This is a genomic window from Tunturiibacter lichenicola, assembly GCF_051013355.1.
GTDB lineage: Bacteria > Acidobacteriota > Terriglobia > Terriglobales > Acidobacteriaceae > Edaphobacter > Edaphobacter lichenicola_F.
Genome location: NZ_CP132944.1, coordinates 4425192 through 4450535, shown reverse-complemented (window position 1 = coordinate 4450535; position 25344 = coordinate 4425192). Strand labels below are relative to the sequence as shown.

22 protein-coding genes are annotated in these 25344 nt (G+C 58.3%); 13 read left to right on the top strand and 9 right to left on the bottom strand.

The features are described from left to right. Window positions 1–31: 31 nt before the first annotated feature. The 4 genes from RBB82_RS18585 to RBB82_RS18570 form a co-directional block, all read right to left on the bottom strand. Window positions 32–850, bottom strand: a complete 819-nt coding sequence (locus tag RBB82_RS18585) for an HAD family acid phosphatase (RefSeq protein WP_433972235.1) — start codon at window positions 848–850, stop codon at window positions 32–34. A gap of 13 nt (window positions 851–863) precedes the next feature. Next, window positions 864–2657, bottom strand: a complete 1794-nt coding sequence (locus tag RBB82_RS18580) for an AMP-dependent synthetase/ligase (RefSeq protein WP_433972234.1) — start codon at window positions 2655–2657, stop codon at window positions 864–866. Window positions 2658–2781: 124 nt separating this feature from the next. After that, window positions 2782–3435, bottom strand: a complete 654-nt coding sequence (locus RBB82_RS18575; protein WP_433972233.1) for a TetR/AcrR family transcriptional regulator — start codon at window positions 3433–3435, stop codon at window positions 2782–2784. Between the two features lie 245 nt (window positions 3436–3680). Beyond that, window positions 3681–8162, bottom strand: a complete 4482-nt coding sequence (locus tag RBB82_RS18570) for a glutamate synthase-related protein (RefSeq protein ID WP_433972232.1) — start codon at window positions 8160–8162, stop codon at window positions 3681–3683. A 249-nt stretch (window positions 8163–8411) separates the two neighbouring features. On the opposite strand from RBB82_RS18570, the gene RBB82_RS18565 reads away from it, so the two are divergent. The 10 genes from RBB82_RS18565 (at window position 8412) to RBB82_RS18520 (ending at window position 17826) form a co-directional block, all read left to right on the top strand. Beyond that, window positions 8412–8852 (top strand): arginine repressor, encoded by a 441-nt coding sequence (locus RBB82_RS18565; protein ID WP_433972231.1) that lies wholly within the window; start codon window positions 8412–8414, stop codon window positions 8850–8852. After that, window positions 8845–9957, top strand: a complete 1113-nt coding sequence (gene argC / locus RBB82_RS18560) for an N-acetyl-gamma-glutamyl-phosphate reductase (RefSeq protein ID WP_433972230.1) — start codon at window positions 8845–8847, stop codon at window positions 9955–9957. The genes RBB82_RS18565 and argC overlap by 8 nt, the downstream gene beginning before the upstream one ends. Then, the gene (argB, locus tag RBB82_RS18555) at window positions 9954–10736 is read left to right on the top strand and encodes an acetylglutamate kinase (protein ID WP_433972229.1); all 783 of its coding nucleotides are present in this window, start codon (window positions 9954–9956) and stop codon (window positions 10734–10736) included. Before argC ends, argB begins: the two co-directional genes overlap by 4 nt. After that, on the top strand, window positions 10733–11980 hold the full coding sequence (locus tag RBB82_RS18550; protein ID WP_433972228.1) for an aspartate aminotransferase family protein: 1248 nt from the start codon (window positions 10733–10735) through the stop codon (window positions 11978–11980). The genes argB and RBB82_RS18550 overlap by 4 nt, the downstream gene beginning before the upstream one ends. Next, window positions 11973–13079, top strand: coding sequence for an ornithine carbamoyltransferase (gene argF, locus RBB82_RS18545; protein WP_433972227.1), 1107 nt, complete (start codon window positions 11973–11975; stop codon window positions 13077–13079). Before RBB82_RS18550 ends, argF begins: the two co-directional genes overlap by 8 nt. A 90-nt stretch (window positions 13080–13169) precedes the next feature. Further along, window positions 13170–13526 carry a hypothetical protein gene (locus tag RBB82_RS18540; protein ID WP_433972226.1) on the top strand — a complete coding sequence of 119 codons (357 nt, stop codon included), beginning with the start codon at window positions 13170–13172 and terminating at the stop codon, window positions 13524–13526. A 59-nt stretch (window positions 13527–13585) separates the two neighbouring features. Beyond that, a complete protein-coding gene (gene argG, locus RBB82_RS18535) occupies window positions 13586–14926 on the top strand; it encodes an argininosuccinate synthase (protein WP_433972225.1) in 1341 nt (446 codons plus the stop codon). Window positions 14927–15356: 430 nt separating this feature from the next. Beyond that, a complete protein-coding gene (argH, locus tag RBB82_RS18530) occupies window positions 15357–16784 on the top strand; it encodes an argininosuccinate lyase (protein WP_433972224.1) in 1428 nt (475 codons plus the stop codon). Next, window positions 16781–17104 carry an antibiotic biosynthesis monooxygenase family protein gene (locus RBB82_RS18525; protein ID WP_433972223.1) on the top strand — a complete coding sequence of 108 codons (324 nt, stop codon included), beginning with the start codon at window positions 16781–16783 and terminating at the stop codon, window positions 17102–17104. The genes argH and RBB82_RS18525 overlap by 4 nt, the downstream gene beginning before the upstream one ends. A gap of 116 nt (window positions 17105–17220) precedes the next feature. Next, entirely contained in the window at window positions 17221–17826 is a 606-nt protein-coding gene (locus RBB82_RS18520) for a GNAT family N-acetyltransferase (RefSeq protein ID WP_433975410.1), read from the top strand. A 348-nt stretch (window positions 17827–18174) separates the two neighbouring features. Here RBB82_RS18520 and RBB82_RS18515 read toward each other — a convergent pair whose 3' ends face one another. Next, window positions 18175–18966 carry an ABC transporter ATP-binding protein gene (locus RBB82_RS18515; protein ID WP_433972222.1) on the bottom strand — a complete coding sequence of 264 codons (792 nt, stop codon included), beginning with the start codon at window positions 18964–18966 and terminating at the stop codon, window positions 18175–18177. 112 nt (window positions 18967–19078) lie between these two features. Here RBB82_RS18515 and RBB82_RS18510 point away from each other — a divergent pair, with 112 nt between their 5' ends. After that, the gene (locus RBB82_RS18510; protein WP_433972221.1) at window positions 19079–19507 is read left to right on the top strand and encodes a MauE/DoxX family redox-associated membrane protein; all 429 of its coding nucleotides are present in this window, start codon (window positions 19079–19081) and stop codon (window positions 19505–19507) included. Window position 19508: 1 nt separating this feature from the next. Here RBB82_RS18510 and RBB82_RS18505 read toward each other — a convergent pair whose 3' ends face one another. After that, window positions 19509–20903, bottom strand: a complete 1395-nt coding sequence (locus tag RBB82_RS18505; protein WP_433972220.1) for a cytochrome P450 — start codon at window positions 20901–20903, stop codon at window positions 19509–19511. Between the two features lie 178 nt (window positions 20904–21081). Here RBB82_RS18505 and RBB82_RS18500 point away from each other — a divergent pair, with 178 nt between their 5' ends. Next, window positions 21082–21417, top strand: coding sequence for a hypothetical protein (locus RBB82_RS18500; RefSeq protein WP_433972219.1), 336 nt, complete (start codon window positions 21082–21084; stop codon window positions 21415–21417). Between the two features lie 47 nt (window positions 21418–21464). Here the strand turns inward: RBB82_RS18500 and RBB82_RS18495 are convergent, their stop codons facing one another. From RBB82_RS18495 to tdh, 3 genes are all read right to left on the bottom strand, one after another. Continuing rightward, window positions 21465–22220, bottom strand: a complete 756-nt coding sequence (locus RBB82_RS18495; RefSeq protein WP_433972218.1) for a TIGR00266 family protein — start codon at window positions 22218–22220, stop codon at window positions 21465–21467. Between the two features lie 67 nt (window positions 22221–22287). Next, window positions 22288–22764 (bottom strand): GyrI-like domain-containing protein, encoded by a 477-nt coding sequence (locus RBB82_RS18490; protein WP_433972217.1) that lies wholly within the window; start codon window positions 22762–22764, stop codon window positions 22288–22290. Window positions 22765–22956: 192 nt separating this feature from the next. Next, window positions 22957–24072 (bottom strand): L-threonine 3-dehydrogenase, encoded by a 1116-nt coding sequence (tdh, locus tag RBB82_RS18485; RefSeq protein ID WP_433972216.1) that lies wholly within the window; start codon window positions 24070–24072, stop codon window positions 22957–22959. 145 nt (window positions 24073–24217) lie between these two features. On the opposite strand from tdh, the gene RBB82_RS18480 reads away from it, so the two are divergent. After that, complete coding sequence (locus RBB82_RS18480) at window positions 24218–25279, top strand: 3-deoxy-7-phosphoheptulonate synthase (RefSeq protein ID WP_433972215.1); 1062 nt, start codon at window positions 24218–24220, stop codon at window positions 25277–25279. Window positions 25280–25344: the final 65 nt, after the last annotated feature.

Sequence of the window (25344 nt, the reverse complement as noted above, 5' to 3'; positions counted from 1 at the left end):
GCCACAGCATGGCCCTCGCTTCAAAGAATCATCAAGGCAAATAGTAAAAGGGATTCGGAAGCTTCACGCTCACCTCTCCCTTGGCATCTCCATTCAGATCGCTCCACTGATCCCCAACATTCATCACAATCCGATACCCTGCATCCACGATCTTCTTCCGCTCCTCGCTCTTGTAAGCGACCGTTGCCATCGTCTTCTGCGGCCCCTCCCGCAGAGCAAGCCCCTTCCATCCCTTATAGCCTGCGGCCTCCAGATTCTTAGCAGTAGCCGCCTTCTGCTGCCCCTGCCGTCCCGTGATAAAAAACACGTCAATCCCCGCCGCCCGAGCCACATTGAACAACCTCAGCGTCCCGGGCAACGGCATATCCGCCTCAGCCGACACAGCCCACTCATTGAACGGCACCGAGATAAACCCGTAGTCCTCTCGCTTCATTTCGCAATAGTTCGTCAGCGAAGTCTCATCGATATCGAGCACCAACACCAGCTTCTCGCCTACCTTCCGCGTCGCAACCAACCTGTTCAGCTCCGTTTCAGCTCGCTTCGCCTGAGCATCCACATCCGCCCAATAGCATCCACCCGTCCCCACACAATCGGCATAGTCTTCCAGCCGATACCGCGCCACCCCAAAGTTCTCCATCGGCTCCGCAGTCACGATCATCGACGGATCCGCCGCAGCAGTCTCTGCCGTAGCAACAGCCGCAGCAACTGAAGGCCTCGTCGTCCCCACCGTCGGCCGCAGACTAGGCACCTGCTTCCCTGCCGGAACAGCGCATACCGGCGGTCCCACCTGCGCCAAACACATCCCGCAAGCCAACCCCGCCACACCCAGCACCCGCAGAACTCCAGCCATCAAAGCTCCGAGATCATCCCCTCGACGCTGTAGCCTCATCCGCATAGAAATCCCCAATCTGCTTCGCATACTTTTGCTCGATCACCCGTCGCTTCAACTTTAAACTAGGAGTCAGCGTTCCACCATCCACGCTCCACTCCTCCGGAACGACACTCATCCGCTTCATGCTCTCGAAGTTCGCCAGGCTCATATTCACCTTATCCACGATCTCCTGATAGGCCCTCACAACCTTAGCGTCCTTCACCAAAGCCGCCTTATCGCTCGTCGAAATCCCTTGCGTCTTGGCCCATCCCTCCAACACAGCGAAGTTCGGCGATATCAACACACACGCAAACTTATGTTTATCCCCCACCAGCGCAGCCTCCGCCACCAGCGAGTTCGCCTTCAGCTTATTCTCGATCGGCTGCGGCGCAATCAACTTTCCACCGCTCGTCTTCAGCAACTCCTTCTTGCGATCCGTAATCGACAAAAATCCATCCTGGTCCATAGCGCCGATATCCCCGGTCTTGAACCAACCATCCTCAGTGAACGCCTCTTTCGTCTCCTTCTCCTTCTTCCAATATCCCGCAAACACCGACGGCCCTTTCACCTCCAACTCACCATCCTCGGCAAACCGGCACTGCACATTCTTCAGCGCCTGCCCCACAGTGCCAATCCGGTGAGCCTCTGGATAGTTCACCGCAATCACCGGCGAAGTCTCCGTCAGTCCATACCCCTCAAAGATGCGAATCCCCACATCCGCAAACCACCCAGCCGACTCCATCCCCAGCGGCGCGCCACCCGAGATAAACACTTTAGCGCGCCCGCCAAACGCCTCAAGAATCTTCGAATACACCAGCTTGTTCGCAATCTTCCAGCTCAGCGCACTCGGCGTCTTCCCCACCAATATCTCCGCCCGATGCTTCTTCCCCACTGCCAGCGCCCAGTTCAATATCTTCAGCTTCGCCGGCGACGCAGCCGACTTGCCCTGCACCGCATGCCTAATCTTCTCGTACACTCGCGGCACCGCCAAAAACACCGTCGGTCTCACAACCTTCATCGCTACCGGCAACTGATCGAACTTCGCGCAGTAAGCCAGCTTCACCCCATGACACAGCAGCGCATAGTCCGTATGCCGCGCCGTCACATGCGACAGTGGCAAAAACGAGATACAGCAATCCTCCGCATCGAACCCCATCTTTCCCGTTGAATAGTTCACATTGCTCGCGAGATTCCCATGCGTCAACATCACGCCCTTCGGCTCACCCGTCGTACCCGACGTGTAGATAATCGTCGCCAAATCCTCCGGTCGCGCCCCCTTCAACATCGCGTCGAATCCAGCATCCTTCTGCTTCTTCGTCGACGCACCTTCCATCAACGCGCTGAAGCTCTCCGCATTCGCAAACTCCCCCGCATCCATCACCACCACATGCTCAAGCTCCGGCAGATCCCCCGCAGCCGACAGCTTGTCGTACTGCTCCCGCGACGAGAGCACCGCCACCTTCGCGCCTGAGTCCCGCAACATGTAACCAATCTGCTCCGGCGTCAGCGTCGGATAGAGAGGGACATCCACGCCTCCCACAGCCAACGCCGCAAAGTCTGTCACCGCCCACTCCCAGCGGTTCTCCGACAGAATCGCCACACGATCGCCCTTCACCACTCCCCAACCACGCAACACATCAGCCAGCGCCCGCACCCGCCCATACAGTTCACTGGAACTAATCGGCGTCCAGGTCCCGTCCGCACCCTGCGCCATCATCACCGTACGATCGCCACGCCCCGAAACCATCCCAAAAGCATCGTTCACTGTTGCCAGATCAAACATCATTCATCTCCAAATTTCACTACAAGCCTTGTTAATGACCTTGAATCTTCGTTTCTATTCACTATCTGTCATCTTGCAGCGCACAAATCTGCTCTCGCACAAGCGCAGCATTCCAGCACAGATGCAATCATTTCGCCTGAATCCCACTCAACAACACATCCATCACCTGCGCAGCCGTCGACTTCGAATCATAGACGCGTCCTGTGAACACTGCAGAACTCAGCAGCTCATCGATCGCCCCAAACATGCAATGAGCCACAACGCCATCTGAGACATCGCGTCGAAAGATTCCCTCCTGCTGCCCCCTCCGCACCACCTCACGAACCACCTGGATGTACTTCACCAGATGATGATGCGAGAACTCAGCGATAAACCGCGCACTCTGCCGCACCTCGGTCTGCATTAAGATCGCCATATTTCGGTTCACCGCATGGCTCTCCAGATGAACCTGTGCAATGTACTCCAACTGCTCCCTGGGCCCATGCAGTGTCTTGAACTCTTCCTGAACCTGACGATGAAACTTGTCGAACGTCGAATCAATCGCCGTCCGCAGCACATCATCTTTGCTCTTGAAGTAGAGATAGACCGTGCCGTCTGCCACCCCGGCACGTTTGGCGATGGCACTCACCGGTGAGCTGAAGTAGCCCCGTTCAGCGATCACCTCCACCGCCGCATCCAGAATGCGCTGATACTTCTCGCTTCCCGGCCCTGTTGCCGGTGCCACCTTTACGGTTGAATCAGGCCTCGTCTTCTTAGCTATCCGTTTCAGTCCAGGCCTCAAACCGGAAATCTCCGGTGCCGTCACTCTAATGAATCGGCGAGAGTTTGCCAAGAATGAACTGTCATTCACTCGAACAAAATGGATCTTTATGCACTTTTCACGTCTCCAGAAAGAGTCGAAGTATTCACTGGTCCAAGCTGAGTGTCATCGAAACGAACAGGCAATTCGAAATCAGCAGACAAGCGATTGGGGCAAATCAGTCACGCCTGCGTGCAGCAAGACTGAAATCAATTCGCCCCAAAACCTTAAGCCTGTGGTTTAGGAGTCAACCGAACAAACGCTGTAGCCCGCTCCGGCCAGTTCAGAAGCATCTCCTGCCCAAGACCACTACCCGAACGACTCACGTGCTCTTCAATCAGCGACTTCAGGCTCTCTTGCGACTCAGCAGAAACTAGGCTAAACGATTCGGCATCAATAAACTCCGGGTGATACCTCTTGCCAGAAACGAAGGAACGATCAGCATCCAGAACCCACCCCAAACCACCTGTCATACCCGCACCAAAGTTCATTCCAACTCGACCAAGGATCACCACAGTGCCGCCAGTCATGTACTCGCAACCATGGTCTCCCACACCTTCAACCACAGCCGTAGCTCCGGAGTTACGAACCGCAAATCGCTCTCCCGCACGCCCAGCCGCAAACAACCGACCTGAGGTCGCACCGTACAAAGCAACGTTCCCTAGAATTACGTGATTCCCACTATCCTTCGCCGCCAATCCACGCGCTCGAATCACCAGTTCCCCACCCGATAGACCTTTGCCAACAAAGTCATTCGCCTGCCCATCGAGCACCAGCTTCATCCCATCAACCGTGAACGCGCCAAACGACTGCCCAGCCGTCCCATGCAGATTGAACGTGACATCCGCAGCAAGCTCGCCCTGCGCACGACGCACCGCCAACTCACCTGCCAACCGTGAACCAACAGCCCGGTCGCAGTTCGCAATCTTGGAGTCCACCACAAACGGCTTACCAGCATCCACTGCAGTCATCGCAGGCGCAACCCACTCTTCATCGAGCGGAGCGGACGCCAACGGCTGGTTATTCCTCACCCCCATAAACTGGCGCGGCCCATCCGACACCTGAGTCAGCATCGGCTGCAGATCTAGGTTCCCATCAAACCGAACCTGCTCCAACAGATCCGACCGCCCAATCGCCGCCTCAATCGAAGGCAATCCATATCGTGCCAGCAGATGCTGCAGATCCCCGGAAAGCTGCTCAAAGAATCGCACCACATGCTCCGGCTTCCCACGGAACTTCGCCCGCAACTCGGGCTTCTGCGTAGCAATCCCCGTCGGACACGTATTCAGGTGACACTGTCGCGCCATATCGCAACCCAGCACCACCAGCACCGCCGTGCCAAACGCATACTCATCCGCACCCAGCAACGCCGCAATCAAAATATCCCGCGCCGTCGCCAGACCGCCATCAGTCCGCAACCGTACTCGCCCACGCATGCCGTTCTGCATCAGCACCTGCTGCGCCTCAGCCAGCCCAAGCTCCCACGGATTGCCCGCATACTTGATGCTCGAAAGCGCCGCCGCTCCCGTCCCGCCCGTATTTCCAGCGATCACGATAAAGTCTGCATAAGCCTTCGCAACACCTGCGGCAACCGTACCCACACCACAACCCGAGACCAGCTTCACCCCAACGGCAGCACGCGGATTTACCCGCTTCAAGTCGTAGATCAATTGAGCCAGATCCTCAATCGAGTAAATATCATGGTGCGGCGGCGGTGAGATCAGCGACACCCCAGGCTGCGCATGACGAAGCCTCGCAATCAACCCACTGACCTTGTGCCCCGGCAACTGCCCACCCTCGCCGGGCTTCGCCCCTTGGGCAACCTTGATCTCGATCTCCTCCGCATACGACAGATACTCCGCCGTCACTCCGAACCGTCCCGACGCAACCTGCTTGATCTTGTTATTCAGCGAAACATGCACTGCAGGCGCCTCAATCGCAGGCTCAGCAATCGCAGTCCCGCCTCCCGACCGAGCCAGCAGATTCGCTCCATCGCCCGAACTACCTCTGTCCGGCCCAACAGGCTGCACACGATAGACCGAAGAGTCCTCGCCGCCTTCCCCCGTATTTGAGCGGCCACCCAGCATATTCATCGCAGCCGTTATCGTCTGGTGAGCCTCCGGGCTCAACGAACCCAGCGACATCGCGCTTGCCACAAACCGCTTGCACAAACTCGCTGGCGTCTCCACATCACCCAACCCAATCTCAGGCCCCGCCGGACGAATCTCGAGCAGATCGCGCAACACCGCAGGATCACGCCCAATAACATCCTTGGTGTAGATCGCAAACGCGCCCGCAGGATCCGTAGGCTGCGGCACATTGCGCGCACTCCCCACAACAGACTGCAACGCCTTCACTGTTGGCGGCTGCCAAGCATGCGGCTCCGACACATCTGCCTTCCTGAATCGCACCCAGCCATAGTCCGGTAGCTCAGCCGAAGCCGGAGCAGCAGCCTCGCCCGTCACCCAGGTCTGTCGCAGTTGTCGCTCCACCTCGGCAAACCCTACACCAGAAAGCGGCGCCGGCGTACCTACAAAGCACCGCGCCACTACACTCGAATGCAGACCGAGAATATCGAACAGATGCGCCCCGCGATAACTATCCACAACGGAGATGCCCATCTTCGACATCACCTTCGCCAGTCCGGCATCGAGCGACTTCATCATCTTCCGCTCAGCTTCCACCACATCCGTATCCGCGGGAGCGAGACTCATCCCGGTCTCCAGCGCCAGCCACGGACACACCACCCCAGCGCCATATCCAATCAACACCGCCGCATGGTGAATATCGCGACAATCACCCGCCTCAACCGCAAGCCCAGCCAGCGTTCTCAACCCAGCCGACACCAGCGCCTGATGCACCGCCCCGGTAGCCATCGCCATCGGTATCGGTAGCTTCTCCGCACTCGCACTACGATCCGAGAGCAGCAAAATCCGCGCGCCCTCGCGCACCAGCTTGATCGCCTGCATGCAAATATCGTCGAGCCCTTGCGTCAGCGCCTTCTCAACGCCAAACACAGCCTGCAACTCAGCCAGCTTCAGCTCCGCCGTATGCGGATACTCGCCCTTCCGCAGCGCCTCAACCTGCCCCAGCGACAAGAATGGTGAAGGCACCGACAAACCAGGCAGTGGCGCATTCTTATCCAGCATGTGAGGCCACGGCCCGAGCCGCGTATGCAGCGACACCACGCAAGCCTCGCGCAGCGGATCGATCGCTGGATTCGTCACCTGCGCAAATCGCTGTCGGAAATACGCATACACAGGCCGCGGAGACCGAGCAAGAAACGCCAGCGGCGTATCGTCGCCCATCGACCACACAGCATCCTTGCCCTCGACCGCCATCGGCTGCAGGATCATCTTCACATCTTCCCGCGTATAACCGAAGCCCCTCTGCGCCGCACTCAAGGCACCCGAATCAACCGCCGCAGTAGCTACGCCAACCAGCGGAGTCTCCTCAGCGAGCTTCGCGTACGTCGCGCCCGCATCGAACAACTCCAGCAACTCCTCATCCTCATAAACTTTGTGGCTCTCGAGATCGACCACCAACATCTGCCCCGGCCCCAACCGCCCGCTATGCGTCACCTCTTCCGGATCGAGATCCACCAATCCCGCCTCCGACCCAGCAACCACTAACCCTTTGCTTGTCACCGCGAATCGACAAGGCCGCAGTCCATTCCGATCGAGAGCCGCACCCACAATCCGCCCATCGCTGAACGCAATCGCCGCCGGACCGTCCCAAGGCTCCGCACAATCCGTGTGATACCGCAGGAACGAAGAGAGATGATGCCCATCCGTCGCAGGAGGCAGCAGCATACGAATCGCCTCCGCCAGCGTCCGTCCATTCTGCGACAGCAGTTCCACCGCCTCATCGAGACTCGTAGAGTCCGTTCCGCCCTGCGTCAAAACCGGCTTGCACTCCACCGGCAGCGTAGAATCGCGAGCCGCCATCCGGGCACGATTTCCCCACACCGTATTGATCTCGCCGTTATGTCCAAGCTTCCGCCCAGGCTGTGCCCGATGCCACGTCGGCAACGTATTCGTCGCGTAGCGCTGATGAAACACCGCAAACGGCGTGTTGTAATCCTCCGACGCCAAATCCGGATAAAAATGCGGCAGGAACTCACCCGTACACATCGCCTTGTAGACAAGCGTCTGCGACGACAACGAGCACACGTATCCCGTCACATCCCCCTGCTCGTGCGCCCGCTCAAACTGCTTCCGCGCAAGATATAGCCGCCGCTCCATCGTCCCCGGCTCCGCGTCCTCGCGGTCGACGATCAACACCTGACGAATCTTCGGCATCGTGCCCAACGCCATCTCACCCAGCCACTCCGTACGCACCGGCACATCGCGCCAACAAAGAATCTCGAAGTCATGCGAGAGCAGACAACGCTCCAGCACCTCCTCAGCACGCGTCTCGTCGACAGGAATAAGCAACATTCCCACGCCCAGCAACTGCGTATCACTAATCGCAAGACTTGCGGCTTTGACTAGCAAAGACCGCGGAACCGCCGTCATCACGCCAACGCCATCGCTGCTCTTTCCATCTGCAGCGGTCGCTCCCCTGTGAGCAAGCCTCGCAAGCGCAGTTAGCGCCTGCTCCAGAATCCCATGCGAAGGCGAAGCATCAACTGAGGCGACAAACCCCACACCACACGAATCATGGTCAAACCGCTCGTCCACCAACGACGGCGAAGCTCCGGAAGACATACCCACACTTCCGCGAGTAGGGTTCAGGCTAGCTGCAAGAGACCGTTCCATGCTTCACTATACGTCGTACCCGGAACAACATGCTCGGTTACGACCCCTTCCAATTTTATGGAGCGTTGCTTCAAAAGAATTACTTGAGACGCTGTGCATAAATATACACAAATAATGTATAAATATACAGAGCGATTGAAGCGACAAATTGAGCTACCGTTGACGACTTAAATACACGAGAAAAGGTAAAACAAATCCATGAAACAACAGCGTCACGCCGTAATTCGAGAGTTGCTGGTCAAGACTGCCGTCACCAGCCAGGACGAGTTACGTCGAAAACTAGCCGGACGCGGGTTTCATGTCACTCAAGCAACATTATCGCGCGATATTCACGAACTACGATTAAATAAAGGACCGACCGGTTATTCGCTCCCCGGAGGAAACGACTCGGACGAAGACGCCCTCCCCGGAATCCGCGAGGTCCTCGAAAGCTTCGGCCTCGAGGTACGACAGGCACTCAACCTCCTCGTCCTCGTCACAACCACAGGAAGCGCCCAGCCCATCGCCGCTGGCATTGACTATGAAGACTGGCCCGAGGTCATCGGCACCATCGCCGGCGACGACACCGTCCTCATCATCTGCCCAGACGAGAAGCAGGCAGCTCTTCTAAAGACACGAATCGAAGGCTATCTTGGCTAATCCAGCGACAACATCCGTACTCGAACAGGAAGAGACGCGAACGACGGTACCCCGCATCGCGGTCGTGGGCGTAGGCGGCTACGCGGGCGGCGAACTCGCGCGCCTTCTCCTTCACCATCCGCGCCTGCGCAAAACACCCCCAATCTTTCTGGGCCGTGCTGGCGAGGCTGAAACCACCGCCTCCACTCACCTCGAAGACCTGCACCCGCACCTCGCAACCCCGGGAAGCCGCAAGAAGAACGAGGTTCATCCCTTCGGCTGGCAAAAACTCGCAGACTCGGGCACCCAAATCCTCTTTCTCGCCACACCACACGAGCAATCCCGCGAGTGGGTCCCCGAAGCCATCGAACGCGGTATCCGAGTCATCGATCTCAGCGGCGCATGGCGTCTCCACCAGACCACAAACCGCGCCATCTACAAACTCAAAGACACCAACGCCGAGCACGCCGCCCAGCTTCAGTCCGAAGCCGTCTACGGCTCCCCCGAGCTGCACCGCGACGATATCCGCAGCGCCCGCCTCGTCGCCAACCCAGGCTGCTACGCCACATCCGCCATCCTCGCTCTCGCCCCGCTCGTTCAGGCGGGCCTCGTCGATCTCGATCACGGCATCATCTGCGACGCCAAGTCCGGTGTCAGCGGCGCTGGCAAAGCACCCACCTCCAAAACTCACTTCATGTACGCCGCCGACAATCTCTCGGCCTATGCGGTCTTCGGACATCGACATACCGGAGAACTACTCGAACAACTCCATCTGCAGTCGGATCAGATCCAGTTCACCCCGCATCTACTACCCATTCCCCGCGGCATCCTGTCCACGATCTACCTTCGCCTCAGGCAGCCATCCAACGCAACAGTAGTCACCGAAGCGCTCCAGAACTTCTACCAGCACAGTCCTTTGGTCAGGCTTCACACCACACCGCAATTGCCCGAGATCCAACACGTCGTCCGCACCAACTTCTGCGACATCGGCTTTGCCCTCGCCGCAGACGGCCACCGTCTCATCATGGTCTCCTGCCTCGACAACCTCCTCAAGGGAGCCGCCGGGCAGGCAGTACAAAACCTCAACCTGATGTGTGGATGGAACGAAGAGGAGGGCTTGCTGTGAGATTCGTCGTCAAACTAGGCGGTGCCGCTCTCGAGGACCCGAAGATCCTGCACGCCTGCGGCAAAGCAATCGCCGAGCTCGTCGCCGACGGCAATCAGGTCGCCGTCGTCCACGGTGGGGGCGTTCAGTTAACCCGCACCCTCGCCCAGATGGGCAAGAAGAGCGAGTTCATCTCCGGCCTCCGCATCACCGACGCCGAGACTCGCGACGCTGCCCTCATGGTCCTCGCCGGCCGCGTCAACAAATCGCTCGTAGCTGCCGTCGGCTCACATGGCCAGTCCGCCGTCGGCCTCTCCGGCGGCGACGGCCACGTCTTCCGCGCACGCAAGAAAAAAACCACACCCGACCTCGGCTTCGTCGGCGAGATCGCCGCCATGGATCCCAAGTGGCTCGAAGCCATCTGGACCATGGGCGCCGTCCCGGTCATCTCCTCCATCGCCCTCGGCTTCGACGGCGAATACTACAACATCAACGCCGACGAGATGGCCGCAGCCTGCGCCATCGGCACCAAAGCCGACACGCTCGTCTTCCTCACCGACGTCCCCGGAGTCAAGGGTGCTGACGGCAACGTCATGCGCTGGCTCACACTCGCCCAGATTCCCGCCATGGAAAAAGCGCAGGTCGTCTCCGGCGGTATGCTCCCCAAGCTCAACGCCTGCCGCGAAGCCCTCACCCACGGCGTCAAGCGCGTGCGAATTCTCCCGGCAGAAGCTGCATCTCTACTACCTGACCTCGTCTCCACGCGGGTCAATGACGGAACGGAGGTCATGGTCGCATGAACACCTTGCAATCCATCCAGGCAGCAGAGAAGAACCTGCTCCTCAACACCTACGAGCGAAACCCCATCCTCTTCGTCAGCGGCGAGGGCGTGCATCTGCGCGACGAGAATGGCAACGACTACCTCGACCTCCTCAGCGGCATCGGTGTCTGCGGTCTCGGCTACAGCCACCCCGCCGTCGAAGAGGCAATCACGCGCCAGTCGAAGCGCCTCATCCACACCTCGAACCTCTTCTTCCACGAGCACACAGCCGAACTCGCCCTTCGCCTCACCGAAATCACCGGCCTCGACCGCGCCTTCTTCACCAACAGCGGGACCGAAGCATGGGAAGCTGCACTCAAGCTCGCCCGCGCACACGCTGGCCTCCTCCGCTCAAAGGGCCGCAACGTCGGCACAAAGTTCCTCGCGCTCGACCACAGCTTTCACGGCCGAACCATGGGCTCCGTCGCCACCACTGCCAAAGAAAAATATCGCGAGCCCTTCATGCCCGTCATGCCCGGCGTCGACTTCGTCCGCTTCAACGACGTAGCCGACCTCCGCGCAAAGTTTTCTCCAGAAATCTGCGCCATCTGCATCGAGCCCATCCAGGGTGAAGGCGGCATCCATCCTGTCTCGCAAGAGTTCTTCGCAGCAGCAAGAGAACTCTGCGACTCGACTGGAGCCCTTCTCATCGCCGACGAGATCCAATCCGGCATGGGACGCACTGGCAAATGGTTTGCCTACCAGCACTACGGCATCCTCCCCGACATCACCACCGTCGCCAAGCCCATCGCCAACGGCATCCCCATGGGCGCGATGCTCTGCACCAACGCCGCAGCCGAAGCCATCACCCCCGGCATGCACGGCACCACCTTCGGCGGCAACCCGCTCGCCTGCGCCGTCGCCATCGCCGTCATCGACACCATCAAGCGCGACAACCTCATCGCCCACATCAACGAAGTCGGCGCACACTTCCACGACCAGCTCACACAACTCGCCAAACGCCACGACTGCATCACCGACGTCCGCGGCAAGGGCCTCATGCTGGGCATCGAGCTCAACTCCTCCGACCTCGCCCAGCGCGTCGTCGCCCAGATGCTCGAGCGCCGCATCATCATCAATCGCACCAGCGAAACGGTCCTCCGCCTTCTCCCTCCCTTCCTTCTCGAGCGTCAACACGTCGAGACCGCCGTCAAAGCATTCGACGAGATCTTCAGCTCAGCCTACGTCGGCACAGCACCGGCAGGAGAAAAAGCCAATGGGTAGCAAAACCGTCATCATGAACCCCGCCCTGATAAACTCCAGGCCCGAAGCCGAAAACTTCGCCCCCGCTCGTCACGCCACCCTCGGCATCCAGTCCGACACCGCCTTCAGCGAAGCCTCCAAGCGCCTCTGCGGCCGCGACGTCTGTTCCATCTCCGACGTCACCGTCCAGGAGATGGCCGCCATCATGGAGCTCGCCCACGCCGTCAAAGCCAACCCCGAAGACTTCCGTCACGCCCTCGACGCCCGCCAGATGGTCATGTTCTTCGAGAAGGCCTCCCTCCGCACCCGCCTCACCTTCGAGACCGCCATCAACACCCTCGGAGGCAACGCCATCTTCGTCGACCAGACCCAGTCCCCCCTCGGCGAACGCGAATCCCTCGCCGACATGGCCCACAACATCGAGCGCTGGATGTCCATCATGGTCCTCCGCACCTACGCCCACGAGACCATCACCGAGATCGCCGCCTGCTCCAAGATCCCTGTCATCAACGCCCTCTCCGACCTCGAGCACCCGTGCCAGGCCATCGCCGACTTCTTCACCCTCGAAGAGCGCTTCGGCTCCGCAGCCGGCCTCCGCTTCACCTACGTCGGCGACGGCAACAACGTCTGCCACTCCCTCATGCTCACCGCCGCCCAACTCGGCGCCCACTGCACGGTAGCCACGCCCAAAGGCTTCGCTCCAAAGCTCGACATCATCCACAAAGCCATGGAGATCGCCGAGACCACCGGCGGCAGCATCACCCTGACGCACGATCCCGTCAAAGCCGTCACCGGCGCCGACGCCGTCTACACCGACGTCTGCACCTCCATGGGCTTCGAGCACGAGGCCACCAAGCGCGCCCCCATCTTCAAGCCCTACCAGGTCAACGAAGGCCTCATGGCCCAGGCGCAAACCGACGCCGTCTTCATGCACTGCCTCCCCGCGCATCGCAACGCCGAAGTCACCGACGCCGTCCTCGACGGCCCCCAGTCAGCCGTCTTCGACCAGGCCGAAAACCGCATGCACGCCCAAAAAGCTCTCCTGCTCATGCTCCTCGGCGGAGCCAAGCGCACCACCCACAGCCGCAACCGCGGAATCCAAACCCGCAAACGCAACTAGAGGTCACGAAGCAAGGCGCAATGGGCGAATTTGAAGCACTAATCGCGTAATAGATTTCTTAATATGCAGAAGACCTCTTTCACTAGATTCATGTCCTTCATTGTCGTAGGCGCATTGGGCTGCGGTAAACCGACCATCGTGGAAACTTACAAATCGCCAATAGATGGTGTCTTCTATACGGTCGAAACTACTCGTGAACACACACCGGTCTCTGACACCAACCGTGTTTACGCTCATCTTGAACGCCACGGAAAATCCAAAAAACTGCTCGTGCTGGACGGGGGCGACCTTACTGTTGGGAGAGTTATTTGGATAAATCCACATGAGGTCAATCTCTGTATAGATGGTGGTATTACCGACACTTTTCGCAACGAAGTAACTCTCATAATTGGAGACGGTCCAGCCGATTCCGAAACAATTCACAATCACCTTCTAGAGCATTGCTAAATGCTGGATTAACGTCTCCCTATCAACGAGTCTGCATCAACCATTGAGGTCTGTATCAAATGTCCGTAATCCTAGAAACTCTTCCCGTCGGCCGAAAAGTCGGCATAGCCTTCTCCGGCGGCCTAGACACCAGCGCCGCCCTCCACTGGATGAAGCAAAAGGGCGCGCTCCCCTACGCCTACACCGCCAACCTCGGCCAGCCTGACGAAGCCGACTACGACGAGATCCCCCGCAAAGCCCTCGAGTACGGAGCAGAAAAAGCCCGCCTCATCGACTGCCGCGGCCCGCTCGTCCGCGAAGGCATCGCCGCCCTCCAGTCCGGCGCCTTCCACATCACCACCGCCGGCGTCACCTACTTCAACACCACCCCCATCGGCCGGGCTGTAACTGGGACAATGTTAGTGACGGCGATGAAGGAAGACGACGTCAACATCTGGGGCGACGGCTCCACCTTCAAAGGCAACGACATCGAGCGCTTCTACCGCTACGGCCTCCTCGTCAACCCCGACCTCAAGGTCTACAAGCCCTGGCTCGACCCCACCTTCATCGACGAGCTAGGCGGCCGCGCCGAGATGTCCGCCTTCATGACCAAGGCCGGCTTCGGCTACAAGATGTCCGCCGAAAAAGCCTACTCCACCGACTCCAACATCCTCGGCGCAACCCACGAAGCCAAGGACCTCGAGTTCCTCACCACCAGCATGAAGATCGTCGCCCCCATCATGGGCACCGCCTTCTGGCGCGACGACGTAGCCATCAAACCCGAAGAGATAACCGTCCGCTTCGAAGAAGGTTTTCCTGTCGCCCTCAACGGCAAAGAGCTCTCCGACCCCGTAGCCCTCATGCTCGAAGCCAACGCAATCGGCGGCCGCCACGGCCTCGGCATGAGCGACCAGATCGAAAACCGCATCATCGAAGCCAAGTCCCGCGGCATCTACGAGTCCCCCGGCCTCGCTCTCCTCTTCATCGCCTACGAGCGCCTCATCACCGGCATCCACAACGAGGACACCATCGAGCAGTATCGCGACAGCGGCCGCAAGCTAGGCCGCCTCCTCTACCAGGGCCGCTGGTTCGACCCCCAGGCCATCATGCTCCGCGAAGCCGCCCAGCGCTGGGTCGCCAAACCTGTAACCGGCGAGGTTACAATCGAACTCCGCCGCGGCAACGACTACTCCATCCTCAACACCGCCTCACCCAACCTCACCTTCCACCCCGAGCGCCTCACTATGGAAAAGGGCGAATCCACCTTCTCCCCCCGCGACCGCATCGGCCAACTCACCATGCGCAACCTCGACATCACCGACACCCGCGCCAAACTCATCACCTACGCCAAATCGGGCCTAATCACCCTAAGCAAAGGCTCCGAAATGCCCCAACTAAACAGCGGGAGCAACAAGGATTAATTTCATCGCTGCCATTTGCTTGCGATCAACTCTACAGCTGAGAGCATGACGGTACAGGTTAAGGAACGGGTCGCTCATCATGCCTAATTGGAACGCACCAATAAGATCGCCGTATCTCTTTTTGATCCTCGGCATCATCTCAATGTCAGCTGCTGCGGTATTTACATATACGGGCAAAGTGTGGGTTCGTTTTAATGGATGGGTCTACCGCGATCAAGAGCCGGGATCATTTTGGTCGGAAGTCGCTATCATTTCTATGATTGGTGTTTGTTTCGTCGGATACTCACTGTACAGAATTTTTTGTACAGCATTTTGAACTGAGGTCGGTGCCCCACTCTGCCAAAGCGACTAAATATTGCCTTGGCTTTTACCGTTGTCCTTGTCTCCACTCTTCAAAATCGTCATCGAAACTCAAAAACTGGCAAACAAAATGTCCGAACAAAATACAAAAATGTGGTCCGGCCGCTTCCGCGAACCACTCGACGCCACCTTCGAATCCTGGCAGCGCTCCTTCCCCTTCGACTGGCGCCTCGTGCCCTACGAAGTAGAAGCCAGCATAGCCCACGCCCGAGCCATTCAAGCCGCAGGCATCCTCACCAGCGAAGAACTCCTGCAAATGGAAGAAGGCCTCCGCGCCGTTGCCAAGCAGCAAGCCGAACAAGGCGAAGCCATCGTCACCGCCAACCCCCAGGCCGAAGACGTCCACCACTACGTCGAACTAGAACTCACCAAACAAATCAGCGATCTCGCCCTCAAGCTCCACACCGGCCGCAGCCGCAACGAGCAGATCGCCACCGACATGCGCCTCTTCGTCCGCGAAGCCATCGACAACACCCTCGCTGGCCTCAGCGCATGGCGCAAATCCCTCATCGACCTCGCCGAATCCGCAGGCGAAGCCACCATGCCCTCCTACACCCACCTCCAGCGCGCCGAGCCTGTCCTCGTAGCCCACTGGCTCCTCGCCTACGTCAGTATGATCGAGCGCGACGCCAGCCGCCTCACCGACGCCCGCAAACGCATGAACTTCTGCCCCCTCGGCTCCGGCGCAGTCGCAGGCGCAACCCTCGCCCTCGACCGCACCATCGCCGCCCGCGCCCTCAACTTCGACGCCCCCACGCCCAACAGCATGGACGCCACCAGCGACCGCGACTTCGCCCTCGAGTTCACCCAATCCATCGCCACCCTGGGCATCCACATCTCCCGCTTCGCCGAAGAGCTCACCCTCTACTCCACAGCAGAGTTCGGCTTCCTAGACCTCCCCGAGCGCTTCTCCACCGGCTCCTCCGCGATGCCGCAAAAGAAAAACCCCGACCTAACCGAACTCATCCGCGGAAAATCAGGCCGTCTCCTCGGCGCAGCCACCACCCTAGCCACCCTCATCAAAGGCCTCCCCCTCGCCTACAACAAAGACCTGCAAGAAGGCCAGGAGCCTGTCTTCGACGCAGCCGACACCATCGCCGGAATCCTGAGCGTCCTACCCGCCTTCACCGCCTCCCTAAAATTCCGCTTCGACACCATGAAGACCGCCGCGCACTCCGGCTACCTCAATGCCATGGCCGCCGCCACCTATCTCACCGACAAAGGCATCCCCTTCCGCAAAGCCCACGAGCACATCGGCAACGCCGTCCGCCTCGGCCTCGAAACCCACCGCGAACTCCAGCAACTAACCCTCGAAGAACTCCGCACCATCTCCCCTTCATTCGGAGAAGACTTCTTCCCCGCGATCACCCTCGAAGCCACCCTCGACTGCCACGACGTCATCGGCGGCACCGCCCGCCCGCGCGTCAAAACCGCCCTAGCCGAAGCAAAGGCCCGCCTAGCGACGCAGCCAGACACTCCATCAACGCGAAAGATATGACAACTCCTCCCCTTCAGAACGAACCCGTGACCCTGATCAACGTCTTCACAGTCGATCCCCTAAACCAGGAACGCCTCATCGAACTCCTGACCCGGGCAACAGAAACCTCCGTACGCCACGCGCCAGGATTCATCTCGGCGAATCTCCATCGCAGCATCGACGGAACAAAGGTCACCATGGTCGCTCAGTGGCGAAGCGCGGAGGACTATCAAGCCATGCGCAGTGATCCCGCCCCGTTCCCATTTCTTCAGGAAGCGCTCACCATAGCGAAGTTTGAACCCGGCATGTATCACGTTGCCCACACCTTCGCACCGCTGTGACCACTTGGAGCACGAACCGCACTCTTCAACATCTGCACCGAACGTTTTGATCAAACCATCCAATACTCTGCGAAAATAAAGCAAGGAGCCCAACGCAGTTGTCCATTACCCCCCTGATGACCGTGAGTGAATCCACCTCCTCATCCCGACCGCGCGTAGGTGGAGCTACCGTGCGCAAGGCCAAACTTCCCGACGCCGTCAACATCTTCGACCTCGTCAACTCCCTCTCCGGCGACGGCACCCTCCTCCGCCGCAACTACGCCGAGATCTGCGAGAACATCCGCGACTTCGCTGTAGCCGAGTCCCCCATCGAAGGAGACTCCGGCGGTGTCTTCCTCGGCTGCGGAGCCCTCCACCTCTACGGCCCGCACCTTGCCGAGGTCCGCTCCATCGTCGTCAAGCCCGAAGCCAAGGGCCAGGGCGCAGGCGGCCGTCTCCTCCGTGCCTTACTCGAAGAAGCGGAAGAACAAAAGGTCACCGCCGTCTGCCTCTTCACCCGCATCCCCGACTTCTTCTTCCACTTCGGCTTCCGCGTAGTCGACCGCACCACGCTCCCCGACAAGATCTACAAGGACTGCCAGACCTGCCCACGCCTTTACGCGTGCGACGAGGTAGCCATGGTCCGTGGCCCCCTGCCAAAGATCGCAGTCTTGGGCCCCAGCCGCATCGCGCAGAACGAGCTAGTCAAGCTGCAAACCGGCGTAATCCCCCACACAGACTAGACAAGCGCACTCACCTTCCGACCAACGGGAGGATCACCGATCTTGGGTCCGCCAAGACAAGGTATACAAGTCACGAAGTGACCGCCCCACGCGCAGTGGGCCTGTCCGGCAGGACATCTCTTTCGAGCAAAACCGTCAGCAGCGATGCCAATTTCGAATGTGACAGGTACGTATTTTTTTAGGGTGGTGAATTGTGGTTTTTGCAGGGGTATTTTGAAAAAAGTGAGTGCAAAACGTGGTGATTTCGATGGTGAAACGTGGTTTTATGCGTGGTGTTTGTGGTCAATTGAGGAGCCGCTTTCTGACACACGAAAAATGCGCCACGTTTTGCAGATTTATTTTGAAGTATCACCAGGCGTGAAAAAAACCATCCCGCTCCGAAAGCTGAACCTCAGTCTTAAAAAGCTCACTCAACCGCGAAGCAGTCAGCAACGCCTCCTTCGAACCATCCGCAACAATTCGCCCCTCCCGCATCATCAAAATCCGATCGATCTCCGGCGGAATATCCGCAATATGATGCGTAATCAGCAGAATCCCCGTCCCCTGCTGCGCCAGCTTCCGCAGCAACCCACGCAGATCAGCCTGCGCCGCAAGATCAAGCGCATTCGAAGGCTCATCCAGCAATAACATCCCCGCCGAACCCACCAGCGCCCGCCCAATCATAATGCGCCGCTGCTGCCCCGCCGACATCTCCCCCACCGGCTTCTCCGCCAGATCCACGGCATCGATCTGCGTCAGCACCTCCTCCGCACGACGACGCATCTCCTCCGTCACCGTAAGATTCGGCCACAACGTACTACTCGAAAAAAAGCCGGTCAGAACAGCGTCCCGGCCCGTCGTATGCAACGTGGGCTTCCCCGGCAGCTCAGCCGAAACAACCCCAAGGCGCTTCTTCAACTCGGTCAAATCCCAACGTTCACGGCCAAATATGCTGACTTTTGTCTCAGGCTGAACCAACGGATAGCACTCACAAGTGATGGTCTTAATCAGTGTCGATTTACCGCAGCCATTCGGCCCAAGTATCGCAATGTGTTCGCCGGTATTCACCGTAAGGCTGATGTCGTGCAGCACGACGTTATCGCCGCGCGCCACATTGACATGAGAGAGATGAAGAAATGGTTCGACGGCTGTCTCTTGCATCCATAAAGCATAGCCTGCCTCGCATCTACCTTATGTAGCCTTCACTGCGGCTTATTGCTTTAGATTAAAGTGTGAGCAGAGATGATGGCTGGACATCACCGCCGGAGGATGGATGGAAACTGAATTGGATATTCGCGAAAGACGCACAGCGTACGCCTTGTTGCGAATCGTAGTTGGAGTCAACCTGATGATGCACGGCATCAGTCGAATCGTCTCAGGCCCCGGTGAATTCGCTGCAAAGCTGGTGATCCAGTTCACACATGCGCCACTTCCGGCCTGGAGCGTGTGGGGTTTTGCTTTGATGCTGCCGTCCATTGAGGGAATACTCGGAGGATTAATCCTGATCGGCCTGCGAACGCGAGCTGCACTCATCGCCGCCAGCCTCCTAATCGTCGTGCTAACGTTTGGCACTGCATTGGTGCAGGACTGGAACGCGACAGCGATTCAACTGACATACGCCATCGCATATGCAGCTCTGCTCTTTCTCGGACGATACAACGGTTGGTCCATAGACGCCCGGATCGCTCGAAATAAGAGCTGAACTAAGCCCAGCGTTCCACAATCAACGGAACTCCATGTTTGGGACGCAGGCTGATAGCAGGATTGATTGCAATCTCCGAGGGAGAGTCAGCGGGCATACTCACCCGCCAATCGCGAGCAATCGTAGCAAGCGAGAGAACACCTTCCATCCACGCCAGACCCTCACCAATGCACTGTCGACTCCCAGCAGCGAAGGGGAAAAAGGCAAAGCGAGGACGCGCCTTGGCGATGTCTTTCTTTTCCGCGGCGAAGCGTTCCGGATCAAAGCGAAGTGGGTCAGGATAGAAGCGTGCATCCCGATGAACGACAAACTGCGACGCCACAAGAACAGCTCCTCGCGGAATTCGATACCCCGCAATCTCGTAGGGCTGAATGCAGGTACGAGCTATGACCCAAACCGGAGGATACAGGCGAAGCGCCTCCGAAAAGACCTGCGTCGCATAAGGGAGGCGGCCGTAGTCGTCCGCCTCAGGAGCACGATTGCCAAGCACAGCAGTAGCTTCCTCATGGAGACGAAGCTGTACGTCAGGATTTTTTGCTAATAGCCAAAGCGCAAAGCTAAGCGCATTCGCAGTCGTCTCATGGCCCGCGAGCATGATCGTCAGGCACTCGTCGTGGACCTGCTGGTTCGACATCCTGGCCGTTGGATCCTCCGGATCTACCGCTTCAAGCAGCATCGAAAGAAGATCTCCGCGATCACCCGGAGATTTACGCCGTTCGTCAATCATGGAGTAGATGATGGCGTCCATGTCGGCCTGCCCCTTGCGAATGCGTTTCATCGCAGGCAGCGGCAGACGCTGAATCTGCTCTGAAAACGGCAGAATAGCGAGAGGAAGAAAGTCCATGAATGCATCGACAGCAGCAGAGATCTTTTTCACTTCTTCCTGAGATTGCACATCAAGATCGAAGAGACATTTGCCGACGATACGCAGAGCCAGTACAAGCATGTCATCGTGCAAGTTACGAACCTTGCCAGCTTGCCAACTCTGCGAAATAGCAGCAGCGTTCTGGCCGATAACCTCTCCATAAGCTGCAATGCGTTGACGTAAAAAAGCAGGCTGAGCGAGACGGCGCTGTCGCATATGAAGCGGCTCTTCGCTGGTCAGCAGACCTTCTCCAAGCACTACCTTGGCTCGCTGCATCACAATGCCACGATGATGTTTGCCCGCGTCCTTTAGCAAAAAATCTTCAATCAAATCAGGGTGACTAAGCTGATAGATGTGTCGCCCGAAGATCGTATAGTGAACGAGATCGCCGTAAGTACGCGCGGTCGCGCTCATGGATTCGATCGCGTTCTGACGGAACATGCGTCCCGAGAGAAAGCGCGGCAGAAACGGAGGACCGGCCGGATACCTCTTTGAGCGGCCAGGGTGAACGTCAAGCGGGACAGCAGTCATGCGGGCCTCTGCTTGAGTGTAGATGCAGGCAGCCGACCATAGATAATTCTCTCAACAACTTGGTTTCATGCGCTCGACGAAAGCTCTCTTATGGTTTCGTTATCCCTATTGTGATTAACTGTGCGAGGCCTATGCCTCGTCTCCATCCCCCATCCATACTCGATCGCGGAAAAAAATCATGACTCGCACCACCACAACCCTGATCCTTCTTGCTGCGGCAGCTCTTGAAGCTGGTGGCGATGCTCTCATCCGTGTCGGTCTTCATACGAGCGCAACCTGGCCGCGCAACCTCATGTTTGCAGCAGCAGCAATCATCCTCTTCGCCTACGGCTGGACGGTGAATTCTCCGCCCTGGGACTTTGGGAGGCTGCTCGGTCTCTATGTCGTCTTCTTCTTTGTAATCGCCCAGATGCTCTCGTGGCTCGTCTTCAAGCAAGTCCCCTCAATCGCAGTTTTGACCGGCGGAACACTCATCGTTGCCGGTGGCGTTGTAATCTCGCTCGCAAAGACGTAAGCGTACTTGCACACACGTCAGTAACATCGGCGCCTTCCTCCAGCTTCCTACATCCCCTTAAGAATCGAACCCACGATCCCACCGACTACTCCACCCTCAGCAGCCTGCTGTGCGCGCTCTTTCGGCAGGTACTCCTGAATCTGATGAGCGAGGCGTGATATCGGCAGCGTCTGCAACCACACGCGCCCCGGCCCCGTAAGCGCTGCGAGGAAGACACCATCTCCGCCGAAGATCATATTCTTGATACCGGGAACCCGCTGTATCTGGAATGCAACCGTCCCCTGAAACGCCCCTACATGCCCCGGATGAACACGCAACGTCTCACCGGCCGCGAGATCCTTGATGATAACTTCGCCCGAAAGTTCAAGCCACGCAATGCCCTGCCCGGTGATCTTCTGCAGCAGAAAGCCGTCGCCGCCAAAGATGCCTGCTCCAAGTGACTGCTGAAAACCAACACCCAGTTCAATACCGGCCGTGGCGCAAAGAAAGCCGTGACGATGAACCAAGTATTCATGCCCAGGCCCAACCTCAACCGGAACGATATGACCGGGCACGCGCGTTGCAAAAGCAACCTCGCCAGGACCTCCGATTGCACGATACTCCGTCATAAAGAGTGAGCCGCCGCCGGCCACACGCTTGATCGCACCAAAGAACCCACCACCACCTGCATGCTGAGTGTGAGTTGTCATCTGAATGGAAGCGGTCATCCAGGAGAGTTCTCCGGCCTCAGAGATAACAGCATCGTTAGGACCAAGTGCGAACTCGAGGACGGGCATGGTGGTGCCGAGAATACGATTCTGCATGTCGAATATCTCCTAAGATGCAACGAGAAAAGTATACGGCGACCCCAGATCTTCTATCTGCCGCACTTCAACGAAGGCCCACGTGAACCTCGATCTGCGCATTATCTGGATCTGCCGCGCGCTGATCGTAAACTTCATAGTCAACCTGAAAGGCGCGCGAGCCACCAAGCTCGCTTGGAGACATCGCCCATATCCGTTGCCATAACTCCGGAACAACTCGCTTAATCGCACCTCGATTCGAGCGAAGTACCGCATACCGCCCGTCTGGTACGTGTTTCAGCGTAAGGCCCGGCGGCAGATGATCGGTAGACGAGACAGCAACTCCAAGAAGGTACGTGTAATGCCCGGTGTGATCGGTTTCGTAGTTCGTATAGATAGCGATCAAGTCAACGCCAAGTTTGTTCGGAATCTTTGCCGCTAGATTTTGCGCCAGAAATCGCTGCCACACCTCACCAATCTTTCCGTTGCCGTTCATCTCTGCAGCATTTTGTGTGCGAGTCGATAGCCCGACGACATAAAATCCCGGCTTCTGCTCAATGTTCATCTTGTTCCTCGATGTTTCGTACGGTGATTATAAAGTGGCAAAACATGAAGAGCGTGCCTTCGTTATACCTTCCAACTCATCGAAGATTTGTGGAGTTTTTTACCACCCAATAACTCCAAACGGGCCACAGCGCTGCCCGAGAAAAAGACAGCGCTGCGTTGAATCAAGCAATCGTTAAACGGGTCCGACAACCTAAGCTACATCGCTCCAGTCCAGAATCACCTTGCCGGAGTTTCCAGTGCGCATCGCTGCAAAGCCATCTTCGTAGTCGCGCCAGTTCATCCGATGCGTGATCACCCCGGAGATATCGAGACCGCTTTCGAGCATCACCGTCATCTTGTACCAGGTCTCATACATCTCTCGGCCATAGATGCCGCGGATGGTGAGCTGATTGAACACCACCTGGTTCCAGTCGATCGAAATATCCTCAGACGGAATTCCCAGCATCGCGATCTTCGCGCCGTGGCTCATATTAGCGAGCATCTCGCGAAACGCCCCCGGGTTACCCGACATCTCCAAACCAACGTCGAAGCCCTCATGCATACGAAGCTGCTGCTGAATCTCCTTCAGCGGCGTAGCGCGAGGATCAACCGCAAGAGTTACGCCCACTTTCTCAGCGAGCTTACGCCGATACTCATTCGGATCGGAGATAACAACATGCCGAGCCCCGGCATGCCGAGCCACAGCAGCCGCCATAATCCCAATCGGCCCAGCCCCCGTAACAAGTACATCCTCACCCAGCACCGGAAACGCCAGCGCCGTATGAACAGCATTCCCCAGCGGATCGAAGATCGCAGCAATCTCATGCGGAATACCTGGACTATGAATCCAGATATTGGACATCGGCAGCACAATATACTCTGCGAAAGCTCCATTCCGATTCACGCCAACTCCAAGCGTATGCGCGCACAGATGCCGCCGCCCCGCAAGGCAGTTACGGCAGCGTCCGCAAACAACATGCCCCTCACCGCTCACCAGTTGGCCGATAGGAATATCAGTGACGTTCGACCCCACCCCAACCACCTCGCCGACAAACTCATGGCCGATGGTCAGCCCCTGCCGAATCGTGGATCGAGCCCACGCATCCCACTCATAGATGTGGAGGTCGGTACCGCAGATTCCGGTTGCGAGAACGCGAATCTTAACGTCGTTAATACCCATCTCGGGTTCCGGAACATCTTCTAACCAGAGGCCGCGTTCTTCGCGGCTCTTTACCAATGCCTTCAAGGGAAGTACCTTTCCTGTCGCAAACTGCAGCATCAACGGCAACCGCGTCTGCGGCAGCCGCAACCATATTCTAGTCTGCACCGACCATCTTGACAGAGCTGAGGAGTATCACCATACCTCGTTCTGTGTAATCACAGCAACACAAGCTGTAAAATCAAGACGCGGTAATCCACACGCCTTGCCGGTCAAAGCCTTGGGTTTACCTGACTCTATCTAAGTGAGACCCATGTTCTTTCCCACCGATGACCTCCGCATCACCTGGACCAAAGTCGTCCTCCCGCCCGATGCCCTCGAAGCCGAGCTGCCGATCACCGAAGCAGCCTCCGCCACAGTCTTCAAGGCCCGCAACGAAGTCGTCGACATCCTCAACGGCAAAGCCAATCGCCTGATCGTCGTCGTCGGCCCCTGCTCCATCCACGACACCAAAGCCGCCCGCGCCTACGCCGAACTCTTGAAGGGCGCCATCGCCGAGTTCTCCCGCGACCTCTGCATCATCATGCGCGTCTACTTCGAGAAACCCCGCACAACCCTGGGCTGGAAGGGCCTCATCAACGACCCCTACCTCGACGAGTCCTTCCAGATCAACGACGGCCTCCGCCAGGCTCGTCACCTCCTCCTCGACCTCGCCACCATGGGCGTCCCCGCCGGCACCGAGTTCCTCGACATGATCTCCCCGCAGTACGTCTCCTCGCTCGTCAGCTGGGGAGCAATCGGCGCCCGCACCACAGAAAGCCAGGTCCATCGCGAACTCGTATCCGGCCTCTCCTGCCCTGTCGGCTTCAAGAACGGCACTTCAGGCAACGTGCAGATCGCTATCGAAGCCATCCTCTCCGCCGGCCAGTCCCACAACTTCCTCGGCCACACCAAAGAGGGCCGCACCGCGATCTTCGTCACCAAAGGCAACCACGACACCCACATCATCCTGCGCGGCGGCCGCAACACCACGAACTACGACGCCACTGCAGTAGAAGATACCTGCAAGCAGATGGAGAAGGCCGACATCCGTCCCCAGGTCATGATCGACTGCAGCCACGCCAACAGCCACAAAGACCACACCCAGCAGCTATCTGTCTGCCGCAACGTAGCCGCACAGATCACCGCAGGCGACAAACGCATCATCGGCGTCATGCTCGAAAGCAACCTCGTTGCAGGCGCGCAAAAACTAGTCCCTGGCAAACCTCTCGTCTACGGCCAAAGCATCACCGACGCCTGCATCGACTGGGCTGAAACCGACGTCGCACTTCACGAGCTGGCCGCCGCCGTCCGCTCCGCCCGCACCCAGTCGTAGCCTTGATACGTTGTCCACGTGGATTCGCCACGTATACCTCATAAACCGGTGTCGTGGTAACATCC